The 22084-nt window shown below is 63.6% G+C and carries 16 protein-coding genes and 1 tRNA gene; 8 read left to right on the top strand and 9 right to left on the bottom strand.

The genetic code is table 11. The features are described from left to right. Positions 1-452: 452 nt before the first annotated feature. The gene (locus VGG51_07615; GenBank protein HEY1882891.1) at positions 453-644 is read right to left on the bottom strand and encodes a hypothetical protein; all 192 of its coding nucleotides are present in this window, start codon (positions 642-644) and stop codon (positions 453-455) included. A gap of 397 nt (positions 645-1041) precedes the next feature. On the opposite strand from VGG51_07615, the gene VGG51_07610 reads away from it, so the two are divergent. Together VGG51_07610 and VGG51_07605 are read left to right on the top strand one after the other, a co-directional pair. After that, positions 1042-1296: a helix-turn-helix domain-containing protein gene (locus VGG51_07610; GenBank protein ID HEY1882890.1), complete on the top strand. Its 255-nt coding sequence runs from the start codon at positions 1042-1044 to the stop codon at positions 1294-1296. Further along, entirely contained in the window at positions 1293-2456 is a 1164-nt protein-coding gene (locus VGG51_07605) for a tyrosine-type recombinase/integrase (protein ID HEY1882889.1), read from the top strand. The genes VGG51_07610 and VGG51_07605 overlap by 4 nt, the downstream gene beginning before the upstream one ends. A gap of 83 nt (positions 2457-2539) precedes the next feature. On the opposite strand, the gene VGG51_07600 is transcribed toward VGG51_07605, so the two are convergent. Together VGG51_07600 and VGG51_07595 are read right to left on the bottom strand one after the other, a co-directional pair. Beyond that, a tRNA-Sec gene (locus tag VGG51_07600) sits at positions 2540-2633 on the bottom strand. A 123-nt stretch (positions 2634-2756) separates the two neighbouring features. Next, the gene (locus tag VGG51_07595) at positions 2757-3521 is read right to left on the bottom strand and encodes a methyltransferase domain-containing protein (GenBank protein HEY1882888.1); all 765 of its coding nucleotides are present in this window, start codon (positions 3519-3521) and stop codon (positions 2757-2759) included. A gap of 246 nt (positions 3522-3767) precedes the next feature. Here VGG51_07595 and VGG51_07590 point away from each other — a divergent pair, with 246 nt between their 5' ends. The 3 genes from VGG51_07590 to VGG51_07580 all read left to right on the top strand — a co-directional run bounded on the left by VGG51_07590 (position 3768) and on the right by VGG51_07580 (position 6814). Beyond that, the gene (locus tag VGG51_07590; protein ID HEY1882887.1) at positions 3768-4754 is read left to right on the top strand and encodes a hypothetical protein; all 987 of its coding nucleotides are present in this window, start codon (positions 3768-3770) and stop codon (positions 4752-4754) included. 58 nt (positions 4755-4812) lie between these two features. After that, positions 4813-5790 (top strand): hypothetical protein, encoded by a 978-nt coding sequence (locus VGG51_07585; GenBank protein HEY1882886.1) that lies wholly within the window; start codon positions 4813-4815, stop codon positions 5788-5790. Positions 5791-5956: 166 nt separating this feature from the next. Next, entirely contained in the window at positions 5957-6814 is an 858-nt protein-coding gene (locus VGG51_07580) for a hypothetical protein (protein ID HEY1882885.1), read from the top strand. Here VGG51_07580 and VGG51_07575 read toward each other — a convergent pair. From VGG51_07575 to VGG51_07565, 3 genes are all read right to left on the bottom strand, one after another. Then, positions 6762-7778, bottom strand: coding sequence for an NAD-dependent epimerase/dehydratase family protein (locus tag VGG51_07575; protein ID HEY1882884.1), 1017 nt, complete (start codon positions 7776-7778; stop codon positions 6762-6764). The two genes, VGG51_07580 and VGG51_07575, sit on opposite strands and share 53 nt — an antisense overlap. A 19-nt stretch (positions 7779-7797) precedes the next feature. Then, on the bottom strand, positions 7798-8172 hold the full coding sequence (locus VGG51_07570) for a hypothetical protein (protein ID HEY1882883.1): 375 nt from the start codon (positions 8170-8172) through the stop codon (positions 7798-7800). Between the two features lie 106 nt (positions 8173-8278). Next, positions 8279-8833 carry a GNAT family N-acetyltransferase gene (locus VGG51_07565; protein ID HEY1882882.1) on the bottom strand — a complete coding sequence of 185 codons (555 nt, stop codon included), beginning with the start codon at positions 8831-8833 and terminating at the stop codon, positions 8279-8281. Between the two features lie 39 nt (positions 8834-8872). Here VGG51_07565 and typA point away from each other — a divergent pair, with 39 nt between their 5' ends. Continuing rightward, complete coding sequence (gene typA / locus VGG51_07560) at positions 8873-10693, top strand: translational GTPase TypA (protein ID HEY1882881.1); 1821 nt, start codon at positions 8873-8875, stop codon at positions 10691-10693. Positions 10694-10696: 3 nt separating this feature from the next. Here the strand turns inward: typA and VGG51_07555 are convergent, their stop codons facing one another. Genes VGG51_07555 through VGG51_07545 form a run of 3 tightly spaced genes read right to left on the bottom strand, consistent with a single transcriptional unit; the run spans position 10697 to position 18360 of the window. Then, on the bottom strand, positions 10697-12763 hold the full coding sequence (locus VGG51_07555; GenBank protein HEY1882880.1) for a prolyl oligopeptidase family serine peptidase: 2067 nt from the start codon (positions 12761-12763) through the stop codon (positions 10697-10699). A gap of 9 nt (positions 12764-12772) precedes the next feature. Then, on the bottom strand, positions 12773-15400 hold the full coding sequence (clpB, locus tag VGG51_07550; protein ID HEY1882879.1) for an ATP-dependent chaperone ClpB: 2628 nt from the start codon (positions 15398-15400) through the stop codon (positions 12773-12775). Continuing rightward, on the bottom strand, positions 15397-18360 hold the full coding sequence (locus VGG51_07545) for a hypothetical protein (protein ID HEY1882878.1): 2964 nt from the start codon (positions 18358-18360) through the stop codon (positions 15397-15399). The genes clpB and VGG51_07545 overlap by 4 nt, the downstream gene beginning before the upstream one ends. 86 nt (positions 18361-18446) lie before the next feature. Between VGG51_07545 and VGG51_07540 the strand changes: the two genes are divergently transcribed. Then, a complete protein-coding gene (locus tag VGG51_07540) occupies positions 18447-19535 on the top strand; it encodes a hypothetical protein (protein HEY1882877.1) in 1089 nt (362 codons plus the stop codon). A gap of 47 nt (positions 19536-19582) precedes the next feature. Next, positions 19583-22078 carry a helix-turn-helix domain-containing protein gene (locus VGG51_07535; protein ID HEY1882876.1) on the top strand — a complete coding sequence of 832 codons (2496 nt, stop codon included), beginning with the start codon at positions 19583-19585 and terminating at the stop codon, positions 22076-22078. The last annotated feature ends 6 nt before the right edge of the window (positions 22079-22084 follow it).

Raw genomic sequence — 22084 nt, 5'->3', positions numbered from 1 at the left:
GCTCCAGTTGTTCTCGCTCGTCGCGCGTAAGATTGAGGTCTCGCTTGGGTCGGCCACGAACGGTTTGCCTGGATTTCCTCACTTATCCAGTATACCAAAAGTCTCGTGTTATTGCAACGAACTTATAACTCACAACACTAGATGGCCTTACCTGCTTCGTATGTGAGAGCTCGGCCGTTCGAATCAGCTCCTCCAGCTGGAAACGTTCGACCTTCCAAGTCGGTCTGAGATCAGCGCCTCAGGACGTACACGCTGCCGTCTAGCGCGCGCCGTTACCAAGTTTCCGATTTGGTAACGATTTTGTAACGGATTAGGCATCGCGAGGCCCCTCGCAAGTCACGGTAGTCGTGACTCCGAGTGCTTAGCCGTGCTTGAGGTGGTGCATCGAGACGACCGCAGGTGATTTAGAAACCGGCGTACGCGTAAATAAGTCCCACCGGCTCGACTCGCGCTTATCGCGCTACCTCGACTGGACCCTCGCGGCCGAGTGTAATCGTATTTCCATCGCTCAACCAAAGGCGTACACCGCCGTCCTCGATGGACTTGACGTCGACAACGACTTGAAATCCGGCGAGGCGCCGGACGAGCATGCCACGCGAGATCTCACTAACGTGCGCGAACGTTGTGCCGTAAACCGAAATCATCCGGTCCTCCTGCGGCCCGACAGATGGGCTGCCGCCCGCCGGCGGAAACGCGCGCGCCGGGACCCGCGCTCAAGGCCGAAGCGAAGCGGAGCCGCGTTAGCGGTCGCCTTGAGCGCGGGATGCGCTAGCGCGGTAGCCTGAACTGGCGGCAAGCGGAATGGAGGGCTGCGGGTTCGACCTTCGCACGGCGGGGCCATACACGGCGTCTTGCGTCAAACCACCTAGTTGACGGAGTCGCAGCCGCGTAGGATAATCGTGGTACGCGACAACGCGCGATTTACGCCCGCATAATAATGCGTGCAAAAAGCCCGAGCACAGCTCGGTTTTTTTATTTGGTAACGTCCCAAAGCGATGCTCGCATCGGACTCGTCAAGATCACTCAGCAGGACGAACGTTTATGAAGTCGACTCGATACGGCAAGCGTACCGTGACGATCACTCAGGCCGCCCAAATTCTCGGCATCGGCCGTAACCAAGCTTACGAAGCAGCGCACGCTGGAACCCTTCCGACCATCGCCTTTGGCGAGCGGAAAGGTGACGGCCGGCCAACGCGCTACCTCGTCCCGGTCGCCGCGCTTGAAAGGCTGCTTTCAATGCAAGACGAACTCCAGCGCACCGCTCCACCGAGAGCGGCGAAAGGAGAGATACCTTGAAAAAAGGGAGCGTAAAGCTCTTGCCATCGGGAAAGTGGATGCTCATCTACGACGAGCCCCGTGTACTCGATGGCAAGCGCAAACAGCACTACGAAACGATGTCGGTAAAGAGCGAGGCGCAAGCACGCCGGCTTCTCGGAAAGCGCCTCGACGCGATCGAGGCCGGCGAGTTTGAGGCATCCTCAAAGATGACCTTTGGGGACCTGCTCGACCGTTATTTCGATGCGCGCAAAGGCCGCTTGCAGGAGACGACGCTCGCACTCTATCGGCGCACGATCAATCAGCACGTGCGCCCGAAGATCGGCAACGTTCGTCTTGATAAGCTAACCCGGGAGCACGTCGAGCGCATTCTGGATGATGCGCGCGATTGCTCAACGCGAAAGAGCAAGGGGCAACCGCTGTGTGGTCGGACGAAGCGGAACGTTCTCATTCGAGTGCGATCTGTGCTCGCATGGGGTTCCAAGAACTACGAAGGCGTTCGGAACGTCGCGCGAAATGTCGAGCCGCCGCTCATGGAAGACCGGGAGGACGTCGCGTTCGACGGCGAGCGCGTGCGGAGGCTTCTCAAGGCCGCTAAGGGTAGCGAAATCGAAGCCGCCGTGATCGCGGCGATCGGGACAGGGCTGCGGCGAGGCGAACTGTGCGCGCTTCGTTGGTGCGACATCGACCTCGATAAAGCCGTGCTCCGCGTGCGCCAGTCCGCTGCTCTACTCGACGGTAGGATCATCACGAAGGCTCCCAAGACGAAAGGGTCGCGCCGTGACGTATCTATGCCGGACTTCGTTGTGAAGGCGGTCCGACAGCATCGCGAGCAACAGGAAGAGCGGCACCGACTCCTCGGCATTGGTAACGAGGGTACAGAAGGGGTCGTGTTCGACCGGTACGACGGCTTGCGCTGGAACCCGAACGAGCTCTCGCGTCAGTTCTCGCGTTTGGTCCGGCGCAAGAAGTTGCCCGCAACGCGGTTCCACGATCTACGCCACGGATATGCGTCACTGGCATTCGCCGCCGGCGTCCCCCTGAAGACCGCGAGCGAGCTGCTCGGGCATTCGGGGATTAACATAACGGCAAACGTCTATACGCATATCATGGACGAGCAACGAAGGGCAGCCGCGAAGCTGCTCAACCACCACCTCAATAAGGCCGTCGGGAGCGCCTAGCCCGGCGATTCTGTGTAGTAAACGGTGTAGTGAAAACACCGTCGCCCCGCAAACCCGCGTAAAATAAGGCGGGATCGACCAAGTGGCGGGAGCGTGTAGGAATCGAACCTACCAGTCGCCTTGCGACGACCTCAGCGATTTTGAAGACCGTGCGAACCACCAGGTCCGTACGCTCCCCCGACCTTAAAAGTGTGGTTGTTTTGTCTACGCTTGTGACTCCTGGGGCTAGTTTGACCTTCGAGCGCAGATAATTTATCGAACGTGCCGCCGCGGACCGAACAATCGCTGTAGCCGAGAGGGCTAGACAAGTTTGCGCGCCGATGCAATCGCCCTAAATCGCGTACGTTTTCGCCCGAGTCGCGCCTGCAAGGCGCCGAGCCCCGATCGAGGGGTAGGTCCTCGGAGCAGTTTAAACTCGCCCAATCCCACAGCTCGCACTAGCCCCTCGATCGCCTGAGAGTTTGGCGCCCACCAGTTCGACGCATCGCTATTGAGTTCGTTTCCCGGAAAGAATTCGAAAAAAGCGGCGGGCGGAGCTCCCGGTATCTCCATGGCCTCGGTTTCGATCCCGAGAAACCCGCCCGGCGCCATGAATTCCTTCACCCGCCTCATGGCTGCGAGCGGATCTTCCATGTGATAAAGAATCCCGAGAAATAATACGACGTCGAACTGTCCCAGTCGGGCCGGATCGACCGTCATGAAGTCCCCGACGATCGGTTCGACTTTGCTCCCAAAGAATCGGTGGGCCGCATCGAAAGGACGCTTTCCGGGCAGCTCACTCGGCCGCCAGTAATCTGAGTCGCGCGGCGACGGAACGGAACTGCCGCTGTCGCGCGCCGCTCTCCAATCACGCATGTACGCCGCCATGTCCGTACACCAAACGTACTCATCGAGCGCAACGACGCGGGTGGCGCCAAGACCCTCCGCGGCAAACGAAAAAAAGCCATCGTATGCACCGATATCTAAGACGGACTTTCCGCGCAAATCGGGCAAATCGAGCACGCGCAGCGTTTCAAGCCAAACTTCGATCGGCGCGCGCCCTGGCGTGACCACGCCCGGCGCCAACTCGATGGAGTGATACCATTCTGGATTCGCCCGAATAAGCTCGTGGGCGTCTTCTATCCGAGTAGACCGCTCCCCATTACTCACCGGAGGGCCTTCCCCTCGCTAGGCTAGGCTTTCCTTTCGTCTTTTGACCGAGGCCATGCCGAACTGTCGGACTGCTAAGCGGCGGTTCAGCACCCAATCGAGCTCTGCCCCGCTTGGGAAATGTGCGAATGATTTCGGACACCGCGCTGCAAATAAGGAAACATGAAGACCGTATTTTTATCCTCTCTCGCCGCAGCAGTGCTCGTATTGGCGGGTTGTTCCAGCGTAACGCCGGCGCCGAGTGCGCTTCCATTTACCGGGACGGCGCCGGCCGGCAGCAGCGTGCAGCGTGCACCCTCGGGTGCCCTCACCGAGCTTTTCAATCTCAGTTACTCCAACGGAACGATTACCGTCTTTTCGATCGCAAAAGGAAAGGCAAAAGTAACCAAGCAGTTCGCTCCCGGCGGTGGAACGCCGCAAGGAATTGCGGCCGACGCGCACGGCCGCATCTACACGACCTTGACTGAATCGAACTCGAAACCGTGCGCCGCGTGCGTGCAGATCTTTACCGATACCGGCACGCTCGTGCGCCAACTCGACGCACCGACCTTGCAGGGTGGATCGGGTCCGCCGGCGCTGACCGATATCTCCGTCGACGCGCACGACAACGTCTACGTCAGCGACTACGGCCAACAGGCGGTGTACTTCTTTCCTCGCGGAAAGATGACCAAGCACGGCCCGACGGTCGTGGTGCAGAACTCGCAGAACGCCGCCTCGGTTCTCTCAACGCCCAACGGAAAGAACGTCATCGTTTCGGGCGGCTGCGGCTTCGCGAGCGTGCGTCCCTTCACGCGCGCCGGCGGCAAGTACACCGAAGGCAGCTGCTTCGGCATCGGCACGATCGCCCTGATCGGCGGAGCCGCGGATAACGAAGAGGACGTCCTTACGCCCGTCGACGGTGGGCCCGGGCTCGTCTCGATTTCGTCGCCCTCGGGAGGATCGTCGTTCCGCGTGCCCGACCCGATTGGCTCGATCAGCGGCATCGCGCTCAACGCCGACGCATCGATCGCCTACGTGGCCGATGCCCATAAAGAATGCGTCTATGCCTTTGCGCGGCCGGCCAAGGGGTGGCTCTCGAGCGTCGCGCCTAAACTCGTAGCGACGTACAAGGGTTTCAAGAAGCTCGATATCATCGCAGTCCCTCAGTAGCCGGCGTAACGACAGCGAGCCTTAAGTGAGGACAAGAGTACTGTGGGAGATGGCTGCGATGATGGGTTCTCGGAGCAACGCGCTAGGCATCTACACGGCCGTTGCGTTGCTCGCCGGCTGCGGCGGCTCGCAACTCGAGCCAGCCCAGGTCCAGTCGAACGCGCCTCAGACAGCAACGAGTCTGGGGCGCGTCGCTCCCGCTTCTGGAGCGCGTACCGTTCTCGGGTGGTCGTGGATAGCGCCTGAGGCCAAGCAGAGCGACCTCGCCTACGTTTCGGGGGGTTATCATGCGGGGATTTTGGCTTTCACGTACCCGCGCGGGAAGTATGTCGGCTCCATCGCAACAGGCGCAGACGCACAGGGTTTGTGTGCGGCGAAGAACGGCAACTGGTGGGTCGTTGCGGCGGACGCAGACGAAGTCTTGGAGTACGCCCACGGAGGCACGATGCCGCTCAAAACGCTGAACGTCTCCGCTGGTGAACCTGCGGGCTGCGCGGTTGACCCGACCACCGGCAATCTCGCGGTTACGATCCTGGGTACTGGCAGCGTCGTGGTCTTTACGCGTGGCTCGGGTTCGGGAACGACCACCTCCGATGGTTTGGCCTCGACCTACTTCGACGGCTATGACGACAAGGGCAATCTTTTCGCCGACGGCCTCTCAGGCGACAGCTCGCCCGGCCTTGTCGAGCTTCCCAAAGGAGGCAGCACATTTGTGCCCATAAAACTGAGTCGCGCCCTTTTATTTCCCGGCGGAGTTCAGTGGCACGAGCGTTATCTGGCAGTCGGCGACCAGGAAGCCTCCGCAATCTACCATTTCGCCATACACGGAGGCAACGCGAAAGAAATCGGCGTTACGCGGCTTGGCGGCGGCTCAGATATCATTGCGTTTTGGATTCAAAAACGGGACGTCGTCGCGGCCGATGCAGGCAATGAAACCGCAGCGATCTGGAAATATCCCTCAGGCGGGGCCCCGATCAGGTTTCTCTCCGGCCCGTACGGTCTCTCCGCCGGCATAACGGTCAGTGTAGCGAAGTAGCGCGCCGTCCGCGCTGCAAAACAATCAACAGGAGGTAGCTCTGATGGTTATGCTTCCCCGGAGCCGAAGATTAGCCATTTATACGGCCGTCGCGCTGCTGGCGGGCTGCGGCGGCGGTTCGCAACTCGGGCCAAACCAGAGGCAGCCCAACGCGGCTCAGACTACGATGAGTCTGGCGCACCGCGTTCGTGCTCCTGAGGCCCGTCCCAGCCCGGGACGATCGTGGATAGCGCCGGACGCGAAGAAGAGCGACCTCGTCTACGTTTCAAACTTTTATAGCAGCAGCATCTTGGTGTTCACGTACCCGGGAGGTAAGTATGTAGGTCTCATCTCTGGAGGATTTGCCGATCCGCAGGGTTTGTGCGCGGCAAAGAGCGGCAACTGGTGGGTCGTAGCATCGGGCTCGGATGAAGTCTTGGAGTTCGCCCATGGAGGCACGACGCCGCTAAAAACGCTGAACGTCTCGGGCGGTGAACCTGCCGGCTGCGCGGTCGACTCCACAAGCGGCAACCTCGCGGTGACGATTCTCGGTGGGAGCGGCGTCGTGGTTTTTATTGGCGGCTCGGGTTCGGGAACGACCACCTCGGATGGTCTGACTGAGACGTACTTCACCGCTTATGACGACAAGGGCGATCTTTTCGCCGACGGCTTTGCGGGCAGTACGCCCAGTCTCGTCGAGCTGCGCAAAGGCCGCAGCAAATTTGTTTCCATCACGCTCAGCCCGAGTATTGGATTTCCTGGGCCGCTTCAGTGGTACGCGAACTACCTGGCGCTCGGAGATCAGGAAACTTCCGGCATCGACCATTTCGCGATACACGGACGCAAGGCCAAAGAGATTGGCGTCACCCAGCTCAGCGGAGGAGATATCGATGCGTTTTGGATACAGAAACCTGACGTCGCTGCAGCCGACGCAGGCAATGACAATGCAGCGATCCGGAAATATCCCTCAGGCGGGTCCCCGATCAAGGTTCTCAAGGGGCCGTTCGATCTCCCGATCGGCATAACGGTGAGTGTGACGAAGTAAGGCCGTCTGCGCTGCGAAAGGCGTCGACAGTTCGACGCAAGCCGTCCGTGCACGAGATTCTCGGCTCCCAATCCAATAGTTCGCGCGCGAGCCCGATGTCGGGGCGGCGGCGTGCCGGGTCGTCCTCGCGAGCCGGCTGCCTTTCAATCGAGAGCGGCACGCCCGCGAGTTCGCTGGCAAGTGTTGCCAGCTCGGCCATCGTGTGTTCTTCGGGGTTCCCAAGATTCACGACGCGTCCGCGGGTCTTCTCGCTCGCGGCGCAGCGGACGATACCTTCGACGAGATCGTCGACGTAGCAAAAGGAACGGGTCTGACTGCCGTCGCCGTAGATCGTCAGGGGCTCCCCCCGCAACGCCTGCACGATAAAGTTCGAAACGACGCGCCCGTCGTTGGGCCGCATGCGCGGTCCGTAGGTATTGAAGATCCGGATGATTCGCGCATTTACGTCCGCGGAGCGCACGAACGCCATCGTCAGTGCTTCGCCGAAGCGCTTCGATTCGTCGTAGCACGAACGCGGCCCGACCGGGTTCACGTTTCCCCAGTAGTCTTCGCGCTGCGGGTGGACGAGCGGATCGCCGTAGCTCTCCGACGTCGAGGCGTAGAGAAACCGGCCGCCCCAGCGGCGAACCGCCTGCAGGCAGTGCAGCGTTCCCAAACTGTTCGCCGCCATCGTCTCGACCGGAAACTCGAAGTAGTCGATCGGACTCGCCGGCGAGGCGAAGTGAAGAATCAGTTCGGGCGCCGCACCAGATGCCTCCACCGCGGCCGCCAAATCGTCGTTCTCCATCGCGATGTCTCGCCGGAGCAGCGTAAAGCGATCCGATTCGCGCGCCCGGTCCAAGTTGCGCTCGTTTCCGGTTAAGAGATTATCGACGCCGACGACGCGCCAATCGGCGGCGAGGTAGCGATCGACGAGGTATGAGCCGATGAAGCCGGCCGCACCGGCAATGAGAACGCTGCGCATGTCGCGGCTTAGGTTTGCGCTATTCGAGAATCTTCCCGGTTGCAAATAGAACTCGCGACGGCGTGCAGAGATCCGGCTTATCACCCTGCCAAACCACCCCGGAAAGCGCGTTGGTTAACGTGTGGTTAATCTGCGCATCGTACGTGAACGTGCCCCGGTCTACCAGCGTATAGTTGGTTCCGTGATAGCTCACGAAGAAGTAGACTTCGGTTGCGGGGGTTTGGTGCGTGTTGTAATAGACCACGTTAACGCCGGTCGTTTGCGTGTGATTCGCATTCTCTACCACGACGCAGCGCTGAACCTTGATGCCGAAGGCGGAGACCGTTTTTGCCGAAGCGCCGCACGGTAATAGCAGCACCGCAATGGTTAGCCCGGTAATTGCGAGGCGTCGCATTTTTTGCTCTCTCCTTTTGGGTTTTGCTTGCTCTGTATCGCTCGGCGGGCACTTGCTCGCCGAGGCCGCGTGGTCTTTCGCGCTTCGGTCAGGCTGGGCCGCGGCCCTAGCAAGCGTGCGCGGCGTAGCCGGCGCGAATCCGGTAGAGCACGTGGCGTCGCAGCGGGTGGCCCGGTTCCAGCCGTGGGTGGTCGAAGTCGTCGCGCGGATCGTGCGTCATGCCCAGGCGCTGCATCACGCGAGCCGAGCGAAGATTCGGCGCCGCGGTGAACGCCACGACTTCCCTCCAGTGCAGCGACTCGAAGGCAAAGTCGAGCGCGCCGCGCGCACCCTCGGTCGCGTAGCCGTGCCCCAAGCTCTCCGCCCCAAACCGCCAGCCGACCTCGTACGCGGGCGTAAACGGCGCTTCGAATGGAACTTCTTGCAGACAGATCACTCCGACGAAAGACGGACCGCTGCGGGCTTGCACGACCCACCAGCCGTAGCCGCGCGCTTCCAGCCGCTCGCGCATCTCGGATGCCTGCGAAAGAGAGCGAGCTCGGCTGTACACCCTTCCGAAGAACTCGCTCACGCGCGGATCGGCGTTCATCGCGATCCACGGCTCGAGGTCCTCGTCGCGCCACCCGCGCAGGAGCAGGCGTGCCGTCTCGATGGTTGCCATCGACGACCAGTTCGCGCTAGTCTTGGCCGTGACCATTTTATGAAGACACGCTCCGATATCCGCAACGTCGCCATCATCGCGCACGTCGATCACGGCAAGACGACCCTCGTCGACGCCATGCTCAAGCAGAGCGGGGTCTTTCGGGAAGGGCAGCTGGTCGCGACGCGGGTCATGGACTCCAATCCCCTCGAACGCGAGCGTGGGATCACGATCCTGTCGAAAAATACGTCGATTCGCCATGGGGACGTGAAATTCAACATCGTCGACACGCCCGGCCACTCCGACTTTGGCGGCGAGGTCGAGCGGGTGCTGCAGATGGTTCAAGGGGTGCTCCTGCTCGTGGATGCGGCCGAGGGAGTAATGCCGCAGACGCGCTTCGTGTTAAGGAAGGCGCTCGAGCTGGATCTGCGCGCGATCGTCGTGGTCAACAAGATCGATCGAAGGGACGCCCGCCCGCAAGAGGTAGTCAACCAGACCTTCGACCTCTTCGTCGAGCTGGGCGCCAACGACGAGCAAGCCGACTTTCCCGTGATGTTCACCAACGCGAAGGCGGGCATTGCCAAAGCCTCGCTCGAGGACGAAAGCGACTCGCTCGAGCCGCTTTTTGCCGCCATCACGGCAAACGTGCCGGAGGCTCCGGCAGAGGAAGGCCCGCTGCAGCTGCTCATATCGGCGATCGATCACAACCGCTACGTCGGCCGCGTCGGGATCGGCCGGATATTTCGCGGCTCCGCTCGGCGAAACGACCCGATCGTCAAGCTCACGCGCGACGGCACCACCAGCAGCGGGTTGCGGCTGACCAGCCTTTTAACGTTTGCCGGGCTCGAGCGAGTCGACGTCGAGCAAGCCGATGCCGGCGATATCGTCTGCGTCTCGGGCATCGAGGATCTCAATATCGGCGATACGCTCGCCGATGCCGCCATGCCGGAGAATATTCGCGCCGTCTCCGTCGACGAGCCCACGGTCTCGATCTTCTTCAGCGTCAACAACTCGCCGTTTGCGGGGCGGGAAGGGAAGTACATTACCTCCCGGCAGATCCGCGAACGCCTAATGCGCGAACTCGAATCGAACGTCGCCTTGCGTGTTGAAGAGACCGGCTCTCCAGACACCTTTGAAGTGCGCGGACGCGGCGAGCTGCACCTAGCGATCCTCATCGAAACGATGCGCCGCGAAGGCTACGAACTGGGCGTCTCCAAGCCGCAGGTGATCGTCACGGAGCGCGATGGCGAGCGCTGGGAACCCGTTGAGTACGTCGTCGTCGACGTTCCCGAGGAGTACTCGGGGGCCGTGATCGAAGCGCTGGGCCGCCGCAAGGCGGCGATGTCGAACATGCTCACCCTGGGCGACGAGCGGCGCCTCGAATATACGATGCCGACCCGAGCCATCTTCGGCCTGCGCGGCGAACTCTTAACGCTAACGCGCGGCACCGCCGTGCTTTCCCACACGTATTACGATCATCAGCCTTGGCAAGGCGAGCTCCCCGAGCGCAACGTCGGTGCCCTGGTCGCAAGTGAGACCGGGCGCACCACTGGCTATGCGCTTATGGGCGTCGAGCAGCGCGGCCGTTTTTTCGTCGGGCCCGGGATCGACGTGTACGAAGGCATGGTCGTCGGACGCAGTAACGACGATAAGGACATCGCGATCAACGTCGCGCGCGAAAAGAAGCTCACGAACATGCGCGCCGCGGGTTCCGACGAAAATGTGAAGCTGGCGCCGCCCGACGAACTTTCACTGGAGCGCGCGATCGAATTCATCGCCGACGACGAGCTGGTCGAGGTCACGCCCCAATCGATTCGTCTTCGCAAGCGGCTGCTCGACGAGACGGATCGGCTGCGCCAGCGCCGCAGGGAGAAGGTGTGAGAGCTACGTCCGTTCCGAGAAGACTCGGCTAAAATACTCCAGGGTCGCGGTATCGGCTGAAAGCCACGAAGCGTACCGCAGAAAGCCGTGAATCTCGTTGGGGATGACGATCTCCTCGAAGGGAACGTGCGCCGCGCGCAGGCGCGCTACCAGATCGACCATCTGATGGAACTCGACGTTGCGATCGTCGTCGCCCTGGATCAGCAGCACCGGCGACTTCCAGGTCGCGATCGCCGAATCGGGTGACGATTCCCACGCGAGCTTCATGATCGCTCGCGTGTCGTACTGCTGGTAGCGTTTGAGCTGGGTGAAAGCCCACAGCGAATTGTCGACGTCGAGCGACCAGTCGTGTACGCCGTGAAAGTCGACGCCCGCCTTGAAGATGTCGGAGTTGCGCGCGAGCGCGAGCGCGGTGAGATAACCGCCATACGACCCGCCCCAGATGCCAATTCGTTTTGAATCGACGCGCGGATCGCTTTGCAGAAAACGAGCGCCGGCGACCACATCTTGGTACTCGGAAGCACCGGTCGGCCCCCACCGCGCCGGAAAGTCGAAGTCGTGGCCGTAACCGATGCCCAGCCGGTAGTTCACGGAGAGCACGGCGAAGCCGCGGCTCGCCAGCGTCTGGTTGACGGCGTACGCATTCGAGTAGTAATCCATGTAGTGCCAGTTGAGCAGCATCTGACGCGGCGGTCCGCCGTGCACGAAGACGATCGCTGGATGACGCCCGCCGCCCGATGGCACGAACAGCTGGCCGTGCACGAGCACTCCGTCCGACGCGTGAAACGTCACGTCTTGCGGCGTCACCAGCTGCGATGACGGAAAGTCGGCGGGCAGCGACGAGAGCGCTCGCTGCGCTCCACTCGAGAGCAGCGTCACCAGCGGCGGTTGCTGCGCGGTCGTGCGATTGAACGCAACCGCTCCGCTCGCAAGTGCCACCGGACCAAACTCGCTGCTCCGACCGCGTGTGAGCTGCGCGTTCATCCCGCTTTCATCGACGCGGAACAGATGGCGGCGGTCCACGTCGCCCGGCGCGGCACCAGCGTTGGCCGCGTAAACGACCGACGCTCCTCCCGGCGCAACGCTCACATCTTCAACGATAAACGCGCCGGGGGTCAGCAGCCGCGCGTTTCCGATCGCGGTGCTCGTACCGCGCTGCGCGCTCACGGTGTAGAGGTGCAGCCAGTTTCGTTCTTCGCTTTTGAAGAGCAGGCGATCTCCGCTCATCCACTCCAACAACGGGCCGCCCGCGCTCTGCGGCAGCGAGGCGCGCGGCGTGCCGGTGCTCGCCCAAACGCGCGAGGCGGTACCGGCGTTGGGATCGCCGACCCAGATCTGCCACGGAATGGGATTCCAGTCGAACGGATTCTGAGGCGCGCCGCCGTCGCCGGCGATTCGGACGAACGCGATTTGGTGCCCGTCGGGCGACCATCGCGGCATGAAATCTTGCGAGGTCGACGGCGCGATGAATTCAACCGGCGTCGAGTCGTTGCGATAGATGCCGATGAAGCTGTGATCCGTGCGCGTCGAAACGAAGGCAAGCGAGGAGCCGTCGGGCGACCAGCGCAAGTCCGAATCCTGGCCGCGATCGAAAAAGAAGCGCTTTGCTGCGGCGCTGCCGTCGATTGGCGCGATCATCACCGCACCGTCCTGCGTGTAGGCGACGCGGCTGCCGTCGGGCGAGATCGCCGGTGCGTCGCCGGCACCGAGCAGTTTCGGAGCGCCGCCGCCGGTCGCGACCGAGTAGACCTCCATCGACGGCTGCTGCGGCATCGCCGCCGGCCCCGGTTGGAGCGGCAGCGGCCAGTTTGCGTCGTGATCGCCGCCTCGCACGTAGACGACGTGCGCCCCATCACCGGAAATCGTAAGATCGCTCAGCTCCTGTCCGTCGTCGCCGGCCGATGCAAAGAGTTGCCGGGGCACGAACTCCGGCCCTCGCGCGAACCATACCGTTCGAATGCCCCGAGTATCGAGTGAGTATGCGATCGCATCTCCGCGAACGTCACTAATCGGAGCGGAGGGAAACGGGTATCCGAGAATCTGCGTGAGGGTGAAGGCGGCAATCAACATAACGCCTTCTTACGCCGTCGCCGGAACGCGCTCCCCGATCGAGAACGTCAGCTCGCCGCGAATGTCGTCGAACCCGACGTCCACCGTATCGCCGTCCTCGATCTCGCCCGAGAGAATCTTGCGCCCAAGGGGCGTCTCCAGCTCCTTCTGGATCGTCCGTTTGAGCGGCCGCGCGCCGTAGTGCGGGTCGTAGCCAACCTTGACGACGTGCCGCTTCGCTTCGTCGGAAAGGTGGAGCGTGATGCGCCGTTCGGCCAAACGCTTGCGCAGACGAGCCAGCTGCAGATCGACGATCGTCAGCAACTCGTCCTCGGTGAGCGCGTGAAAGACGATGATCTCGTCGACGCGGTTGAGAAATTCGGGCCGGAAGTGCTGGCGCAGTTCGTCGAGCACCGTCGCGCGCATGATCGCGTACTCGGCACCGTCCAAGGATCCGCGATAGTCGAGGATCCGGTGGCTTCCAACGTTCGAGGTCATGATCACGATCGTGTTTTTGAAGTCGACCGTATGGCCTTGACCGTCGGTCAGCCGTCCGTCGTCGAGTATCTGCAGAAACACGTTGAAGACGTCGGGGTGCGCTTTCTCGATCTCGTCGAAAAGAATCACCGAGTACGGCCGGCGCCGCACCGCCTCGGTGAGCTGACCGCCCTCCTCGAAGCCGATATAGCCGGGAGGCGCGCCGAGCAATCGCGCGACCGTGTGCTTTTCTTGGTATTCCGACATATCGATGCGGATCAACGCTCGCTCGTCGTCGAAGAGATACTCGGCAAGCGCTCGAGCCAGCTCCGTCTTCCCGACGCCGGTCGGGCCGAGGAAGATGAAGGATCCGATCGGACGGTTCGGATCGGCGAGGCCGCTGCGCGAACGCAGCACCGCCTCCGCCACGGCGTCGACGGCCTCGTTCTGACCGACGACGCGATGGTGCAGTTCGTCCTCGAGATGCAGCAGTTTCTCTTTTTCGCCTTCGACCAGCTTCGTCACGGGAATCCCCGTCCAGCGTGAGATTACGCCGGCGATGTCGTCCTCGTCGACCTCTTCCTTTGAAAGCCGCGCGCCGTCGCCGGCGGCCAGGCGCTCCTCCTCGGAGCTGAGCTCTTTCTGCAGCTGCGGGAGCGTGCCGTAGCGCAGTTCGGCGACGCGGTTGAGATCGTAGCTGCGCTCGGCCTGCTCGATTTGGACCTTCGTATTCTCGATCTGCTCGCGAAGCTGCCGCAGTTTGATCGCGGCATTCTTTTCGGCATCCCAGCGAATGCGCAGCTTTGTCTGATCTTCGCGCAGCGTCGCCAGCTCTTTCTCCAACTGTTCCAGCCGGCGCCGGCTCGCGCCGTCGTCCTCCTTGCGCAGCGCCTCGCGCTCGATCTCGAGCTGCATAACGCGTCGAGAGACCTCGTCGAGCTCCTGCGGCATCGAATCGATCTCGGTTCGCAGCTTCGCCGCCGCTTCGTCGACGAGGTCGATCGCCTTGTCCGGTAAGAAACGGTCGGTGATGTAGCGATTGCTCATCGTCGCGGCCGCGACCAGCGCGGCGTCTTTAATGCGGACGCCGTGGTGAGCCTCGTACTTCTCTTTGAGACCGCGCAAGATGGAAATCGTATCCTCGACGCTCGGCTGCTCGATCATTATCGGCTGGAACCGCCGTTCGAGCGCCGCATCCTTTTCAATGTACTTGCGGTACTCGTCGAGCGTCGTCGCGCCGATCATGTGGAGCTCGCCGCGCGCAAGCATCGGTTTGAGCAGGTTACCCGCGTCCATCGCCCCCTCGGCCTTACCCGCACCGACCACGGTGTGGAGCTCGTCGACGAAGAGAACGATCTGGCCTTCGGAGGCCGCAACGTCCTTGAGCACGGCTTTGAGACGCTCTTCGAACTCGCCGCGGTACTTCGCGCCAGCGATCAGCGCGCCCATATCGAGCGAGACGATGCGCTTGTTCTTGAGGCCTTCGGGAACGTCGCCGCGGACGATGCGTTGCGCGAGGCCCTCGACGATCGCGGTTTTGCCCACCCCGGGATCGCCGATGAGCACCGGATTGTTCTTCGTTCGGCGCGAGAGCACTTGAACGATGCGGCGAATCTCTTCGTCGCGCCCGATCACCGGGTCGAGTTTGCCGCGCTCCGCTTCGAGCGTAAGGTCGCGACCATATCGCTCCAGCGATTTGTACGTTCCCTCGGGATCTTTGGTCGTCACGCGCTGATTGCCGCGCACCTCGCGAAGCGCTTGCAGGAGCTTATCTTTGGTCAGCCCCGCGTTGCGCAGAAGGCGGCCGAGCTCGCCGGAAGACTGTGCCATCGCCAGCAGCACGTGCTCGACGGACGTATAGTCGTCGGAGAGCCCTTTCGCTTCGTTCTCGGCAGCGCTCATGATGCGGGCCAGCTCCGGCGAGAGCGTCACCTGCGCCGAATCGGCGCTCGCACCGCTCAGCCGCGGCAGCCGGGCGATGGCATCGTCGACCGCGCGCGCCAGCGCCTTCGGATCGGCACCGGCCTTGGCGAGGATGTCCGGAGCGATGCCGCGGTCCTGTTCCAACAGCGCCGCGAGCATGTGCTCCGGCGTCGTCTGCGTGTTGTGCTCGTGCAGCGCACGAGAGTAGGCCTCGTTGAGCGCGTCGCCGACGCGCTCGGTCATCTTATCGACGTTCATCTCCCACCTGTTGACAGCGCAGCCTGGTAATCAGATTCAATCGGAGCGAGCCGGTCCGAGTATCGGCTCGCCTGGAGCACTTCGGCCCGGGTCGCCGGGGCAAACGAGCTCTCGACACGCGATATGAGGTCGAGCACGTCCTCACGCAACTGCGCCGGCCCCGTAAGGTCTTCGATGTTGCGCGGATCGTAGCTCAGGCGCTCCCGAACGGCCCGCAGCCGCTGGGCCTGCGCCGGCGTCGCCCCGCGCAGACGCTCGTCGATGCCGTTGAGCATCGTATCGATCGTGCTCAGTTCGCCAAAGAGCCTTGCGAGCGTGTTATACCGTATCTCGAGCGCCGGCACGTTCGGAGTGCTGGGATCCGCCCGGACGACGAGCGGAACAGAGTTCGTGACGCCGTCGACCGTCAACGCGACGGTGAAGGTTTGCGGCACGACTTCGGGTCCGGCGTCAGGCCCGCGGTTCTGCTTGTACGTGCCGCGCCACTGAACCGGGCCGTCTTCGGTGAGATCCCACGAAGCCCGGTTCATTCCGGCGTCTTTCGGCACGTCGTCGTCTTTCAAATGCCGCACCGCGCGCCCGCGCGAATCGAGGATCGCGATCGACGCCCGCTTCGCGCCGCTCGGAAGAAAGTAGGTTACGATCGCGCCTCCGTCGCCGCCGTCGCCGATGTACTCGTTGTAGGGGAGCAATGGATCGGTAAACGTATTGACCGGCGGCCAGTTCCACATTTGGATCGCGTCGCGCGGCGCAAAGAGCGTGACGCGCCCTGCGTTTGCGCCGCTCCACCGCTGGATCGGCGTCAGGTCGTCGAGGATCCAGACGCCGCGGCCATGCGCTCCAACCACGAGATCGTTAGCCTGCGTTTCGATCTCGAGATCGTAAATCGCCGTCGCCGGCATATTCAAACGGAGCGGCTGCCAGTGCGATCCTCCGTTCAACGTTACCCAGACGCCGCGATTGGTGCCGGCATAGAGCACGTTGCCGTCGCGCGGATCTTGGCGAATGGTGCGCACGTACCGATCGCGCGGCAAATCTCCGGCAATCGAACGCCACGTGCTTCCGTAGTCGTTGGTCTGCAGCACGTACGGGCGTTCGTCTCCGTTGAGATGGCGCTCGACGGCGATGAATGCCGTTCCGGCTGCAAAGCGCCCCGGATCGATGCAGGTGATGCGGCCCCACGGGGGGACGAGCGAGACCGGGGGTGAGACATTCTGCCACGAGGTTTTCCCCGGCGCGCCGGCATTGCGCGTAATCTGCACGAGCCCGTCGTCGGTTGTAACCCAGATCAGCGCGGGATCGAGCTTCGTGGTTGCAATGTAAAGAATCGTATCGTAGAACTCGGCCCCCGACTGATCGTACGAAACGGGACCGCCCGATGGTCCCTGTTTGCTGCGATCGTTGCGCGTGAGATCCGGACTGAGAACGCTCCACGTCTCCCCGCGGTCCGCGCTTTCGAAGAGAACGTTACCGCCGACCAGCGCGTTGCCGTCGTCGGTAAACGCGATCGGCGTGTCCCAGTTGAAGCGGTAGTCGAGCGCGCTCGCCGGTTTGACTCCGTTGGACTCGGCATCCGGGGAGACGTCGCGCGCCTGGCGCGTGCGCGCGTTCCACAGATAGACTTGGCCGGTGTCGGAGTTCGTCGACGTCGACCACACGAGGTTGGGATCGTGCGGATCGGCGAGTACCCACATGCCGTCCCCCGCGCCGACTTGATACCAATCGCGGTTCATCACGCCGATCCCATTGGGCGGCGCCGACGGACCGCACCATGAGTTATCGTCCTGCAAACCGATGCAGACGCGATAATCGGGCGGCGGGCCGTCGAGACCCACGTGGTACGGCTGTGCGAACGGAAGATCGTAGGGCTGCCAAAACCGTGCGCCGCCGTCGGCGGAGAGGATTACGCCTTCATCGCTGCCGTTGATGATGCGCCTGCCGTCGGCGGACCACCAAATCGCGTGGTAGTCCCATCCGGCGTCCTCCGCGATCGGATGAAAGGAGCGGCCGCCATTGGTGCTCAGCGAGAGTATGAGGCTTACGTTGATCAGCCGATCGGGATTGGCCGGATCGACGTAGACGCTGCTGAAATAGAACGGCCGCGCGCCGAGCAGCGGACTATGAGGCATCACCCGCCAGTTCGCTCCGCCGTCGTCGGAGCGCCAGAGATCGCCCTCGCGCGACTGCACGAGCGCGTAGATCCGGCCGCGCGTTCCGGCAGCGAGCCCGATGCGCCCGGTCAGGCCGCGAGGAAGGCCGTGCCCACTCAGCTTCCGCCAAGTGGCGCCGTTATCGTCGGAACGATAGATCCCGCCGCGCGGGCCGCCGCTCTCCAGCGTCCAGGGAAGGCGCCGGAGCTGCCAGACGCCCGCGAAGAGCGTCGACGGATGATTCGGCAGGCGCACCAAAGACGAGACGCCGCTCAACGGACCCGCGTATAACGTCCGGCTCCAATGGACACCGTCGTCGCGCGTCACGTAAACCCCACGATTCGCGTCGCCGGCCGAGACGCGGCCGAGTGCCCCGACCGCAACGACGCTCGGATTGCGCGGATCGATGCTGATTGCCGAGATGTGGGCCGACCGCCGCAGCCCGGCGTGGCGCCAGCTCGCGCCGCCGTCGACCGAACGATAGATGCCGTCTCCCGATTCCACGTCGTTGCGCGGGTTCGACTCGCCGGTACCGACCCAAACGACCCGCTCGTTGCGGGTAGCGATGGCGATGGCGCCGATTGGCGCGGCGCCCTCGCGATCGAAGACGGCGGTCCACGACGCACCCCCGTCGGTACTTTTGAAGACGCCGCCGCCCGCACCGCCCGCGTAGTAGAGATGCGGGTCGCGATCGCTGCCGGCCACCGCGGTACTGCGTCCGCCGCTGATTGCGGGGCCGATCTCCCGGAAGGTCAGTCCGGCAAAGGGCGCGGCGCCGACGGCAGCGCCCAGCACAAGCATTGGGAGCATCGTCGCTTCTTTAACGGTACCAGAGCCGTACCTCTCCTCGCTTCATTCAAAGGAGCGCGCCCAGCGGCGCCGTAAGCGCGGCTTGGATGCTCGACATCGCCGCCGGTGCCGTACGAGCCTATTACTTATTCGATGTCGCCGACACGATCGATCTCGCAAAGGCCGGCGCACTCGGCGCGCAGTCGCGCGCTCCGGCAGCGCTTCCGCTGCATCCGCACGCGCAACCATACCTGCAGTTTCCGGTGCCGCCGCTGGTCGCCAACCTCGAGGACGCTTCGTTCGGCGCGCTGCGCTGTTCGGTGCGCCTCAAAATGTACGACTACGGGGTAGTATCGCTGCGACTGAGCTTTCCCGCGTCCGGGAGTTGGAACGATCTCAACTCGCTGGTCGATCGGGCTCGCACCGACGAACGCATCGCGAGCTTCGCGCAAACGGCGGTCGAGCGCGTTTGCAGCGAGTACGCCGCGGCATTCGACGACCGGCATCCTCCGCTTGTCGAAGATTACGTGATCGTCGAGATCGACCGTTTTACCGAAAGCGTCGATGCGGAGACGCTGATCGACGAACATGCCGGAGCGCTGGCCGGCCTTCTGCTCGGAGAGCGCAAGCCGCTGGCGGCGAGCGAAGCGGAAGAAGCACTGCGCATGAGGTTTTCCTACTACGAAGACGATCTGACGATCGTGCAGTGGGATACCGCGTTCGTCTACGATCGCCGTGAGAGCGCGCTCGCGATCGAAGACATTTTGGAGTTCGCCAACTCGCAGCTGCTCGAGCTGCGAACCTACGACGCGCTGCTCGACCACGAGCTCGACGGAATCTACAAAATGCAGCCCAGCGGCCCGCCAAGGTCGCTGCGCGGACGCCGCGAGGCCGAACAGGCCGCAGTGCTCCGGTATCTGATCGTCGACGTGCTCGAGCTGACGGATCGTTCGACCAACGCCCTCAAGGTCGTCGGCGACGCATACTACGCGCGTATCTATCGAGCCGCAGCGACGAGGCTCGGACTCTCCGATTGGCAGCGCCAGATCGACACGAAGCTGGCCAGCGTCGGCGAGATGTATCGCTTCTTCAGCGATCAGGCGCGCAGCCGGCGCGACGAGTTTCTCGAAGTTACGATCGTCGCGCTCGTGGCGATCGAGGTCGTGATCGGCGTCCTCACGCTGCTGCACATGTAAGCCGAGGTGAGGATGCGCGCCGCGGCGGCGCGAAAGCCCGGCGAATCATGGAGGACGAGGCGCGAGCACCGGGCGCGCTGGATTTTGGAGTGCTCTTGCGGCACCACCGCCTTGCTGCCGGTCTTTCGCAGGAGGCCCTCGCCGAACGCGCGCGCATGAGCGCGGACGGCATCAGCGCGCTCGAGCGCGGACATCGCCGAACGCCGCAACGCGAAACGCTGACGTTGCTGGCCGGCGCGCTGACGCTGACCGACGAGCAGCGGCGCGCCTTCGCAGCCGCTGCCGCCCGCTCGGGCGCGCGGCGGCACGGCGCAGCGACCCCAAGCCCCGAGGGCGGCTCGAACCTGCCGCTCGCACTGACCTCGTTCGTGGGGCGGAAAAAGGAGCTCGACGAGATCGCCGCGCTCGTGCGCGAGCATCGACTCGTCACCCTGATCGGTGCCGGCGGCATCGGGAAGACACGCACCGCCTTGCGGATCGCCGCGGCCTACACTGGAATTGACGGCGCTCGCTTCGTGGGGCTGGCGCCGCTCGGCGATCCTTCTTTGGTCGTCGCAGCGATTGCCTCATCGTTGGGAGTGCAAGAAGCGCCGCACCGCCCGCTGCTCGATCGCCTAATCGAACACCTCAAGAGCAAGTCGCTTCTGCTGGTTCTCGATAACTGCGAACACGTCGCGGGCGAAGCCGCGCGGGTCGCGGAGAGTTTGCTCGGAGCCTGTCCGCGGCTGCGCGTTCTGGCGACCAGCCGCGAGCCGCTGCGGCTCGCTGGGGAACGCACCTACCGGCTTCCCTCGCTGAGCACGCCCCGGGCCTCGGCATCGCGTGAACTCTCTGCTAGCGAGGCGGCCGAGTACGGGGCGATCGAGCTCTTCGTCGATCGGGCGCGGGCGGTCGACCATCGCTTCGAGCTCACCGACGAAAACGCGCCCACCGTCGCCGGGCTCTGCCGCCGGCTCGACGGAATTCCGCTGGCGATCGAGCTCGCCGCAGCTCGCGCGAATCTCCTTTCGCTCAAGGCGCTCGACGAGATGCTCGACGATCGCTTTCGCTTGCTCACCGGAGGCGCGCGGACCGCGCTGCCGCGCCAGCAAACGATGCGCTCGGCGATCGACTGGAGCTACGACCTGCTGCCCGCGCCGGAGCAGCGCGTCTTCGAGCGACTCTCCGTTTTCGCCGGCGGGTGTACGCTCGCCGGCGCCACAGCCGTCTGTGCCTCGAGCGACGATGGAGAGACCGACATGCTCGACATGCTCGACCTGCTCTCCTCGCTGCTCGATAAGTCGCTGCTGACCGCCGATCTCGAAGGCAGCGAACCGCGCTACCGGCTCCTCGAGTCGTTCCGAGAATACGCACGCGAAAAACTGATTGCCCGCAACGAAGCCGACGCGATCGCTCGGCGCCACGCACTCGCCTGCCTCGATCTTGCCGAACGCGGCGAACGTGCCTACGATCCCCGGCCGGACGATACTCTCCGCGCAACGCCGGCACGATCGTGGCCGGGTGAGATGGAGCCGGAACTCGACAACGCGAGGGCGGCGATCGACTGGGCGCTCGCGGCCGGCGAAGTCTCGATCGCTTCGCGGCTGGCCTGTGCGTCTACGCGTACGTGGCGGATGAATCGCGGCGATGCGCAGCCGCGCCGCTGGCTCGAAGCCGTGCTCGAGCGCGTGGACGCGGCCGCCGCGCCGGGCGTCGCGGCGCAGGTGTGGGGAACGTTGTCGACGATCAGCTTTGGAACTCACAAAGTCGATGCCGCGCGGCGCGCGTTGGGCCTCTTCGAGCACTGCGACGAGCCCTACGCCAAAGTCGGGTGCCTCTACCAGTTGAGTGCAGGCCTCCTGCACGCCGGACGGATCGCCGAGGCGCTGGAGGCCACCGAGACGGCGTTGCTGATCTCCAAAGAACGAGGCCTGCGGGGGACGCGTCGTTACGCCGGCGCACTCGGCATGCGCGCGAGCATCGCCGCGCGTCTCGGTCTGGTCGACGACGCACGGCAGTTCTACACGCAGGCGCTTTCGCTGATGACGGCGCTGGGAGACACGCTCGAGGCGACCGTCCTTCGCCACAACATGGCGGAGCTCGAGTTTAGTGCCGGAAATCCCGAGCGCGCGCTCGAGTACGCCGAAGCGGCCGCGCTCGCGGCGCACCGCGTGCGGGTCAAGCGCTTAGAAATTACCGCGCGAGCAAATGCCGCGGCCTATCAGCTCGCGCTGGGCAACATCGACGGTGCGCGCTGCGCGGCGGCGCAGGCGCTCGCGCTCGCTCGCGGCGCGCACTCCATGGACGCCGCGATCGCCACGCAGCATCTGGCCGCCGTTGCGGCGCTGCGCGGCGAGAGCCGCCGCGGCGCGCGCCTGCGCGGCTACGTCGATGCGTGGTATCGAAGCGAGGGCTGCGAACGAGATCTCACCGAGCGGCGGACGTACGAGATTTTGGTTGCGGCGCTTCGCGAGCGCCTCGCCGAGGACGAGATCGAGGCCTTTGCCGCCGAAGGTGCGGCGCTCTCCGAAGAGCAGGCGGCGCGCGAAGCGCTCGCGGTCTAAGAGCGC

This window comes from Candidatus Cybelea sp. (assembly GCA_036489315.1).
Taxonomy (GTDB): Bacteria; Vulcanimicrobiota; Vulcanimicrobiia; order Vulcanimicrobiales; family Vulcanimicrobiaceae; genus Cybelea.
Note: the sequence above shows the minus strand (reverse complement) of the source record. Positions and strands in the feature narration are given on the sequence as shown.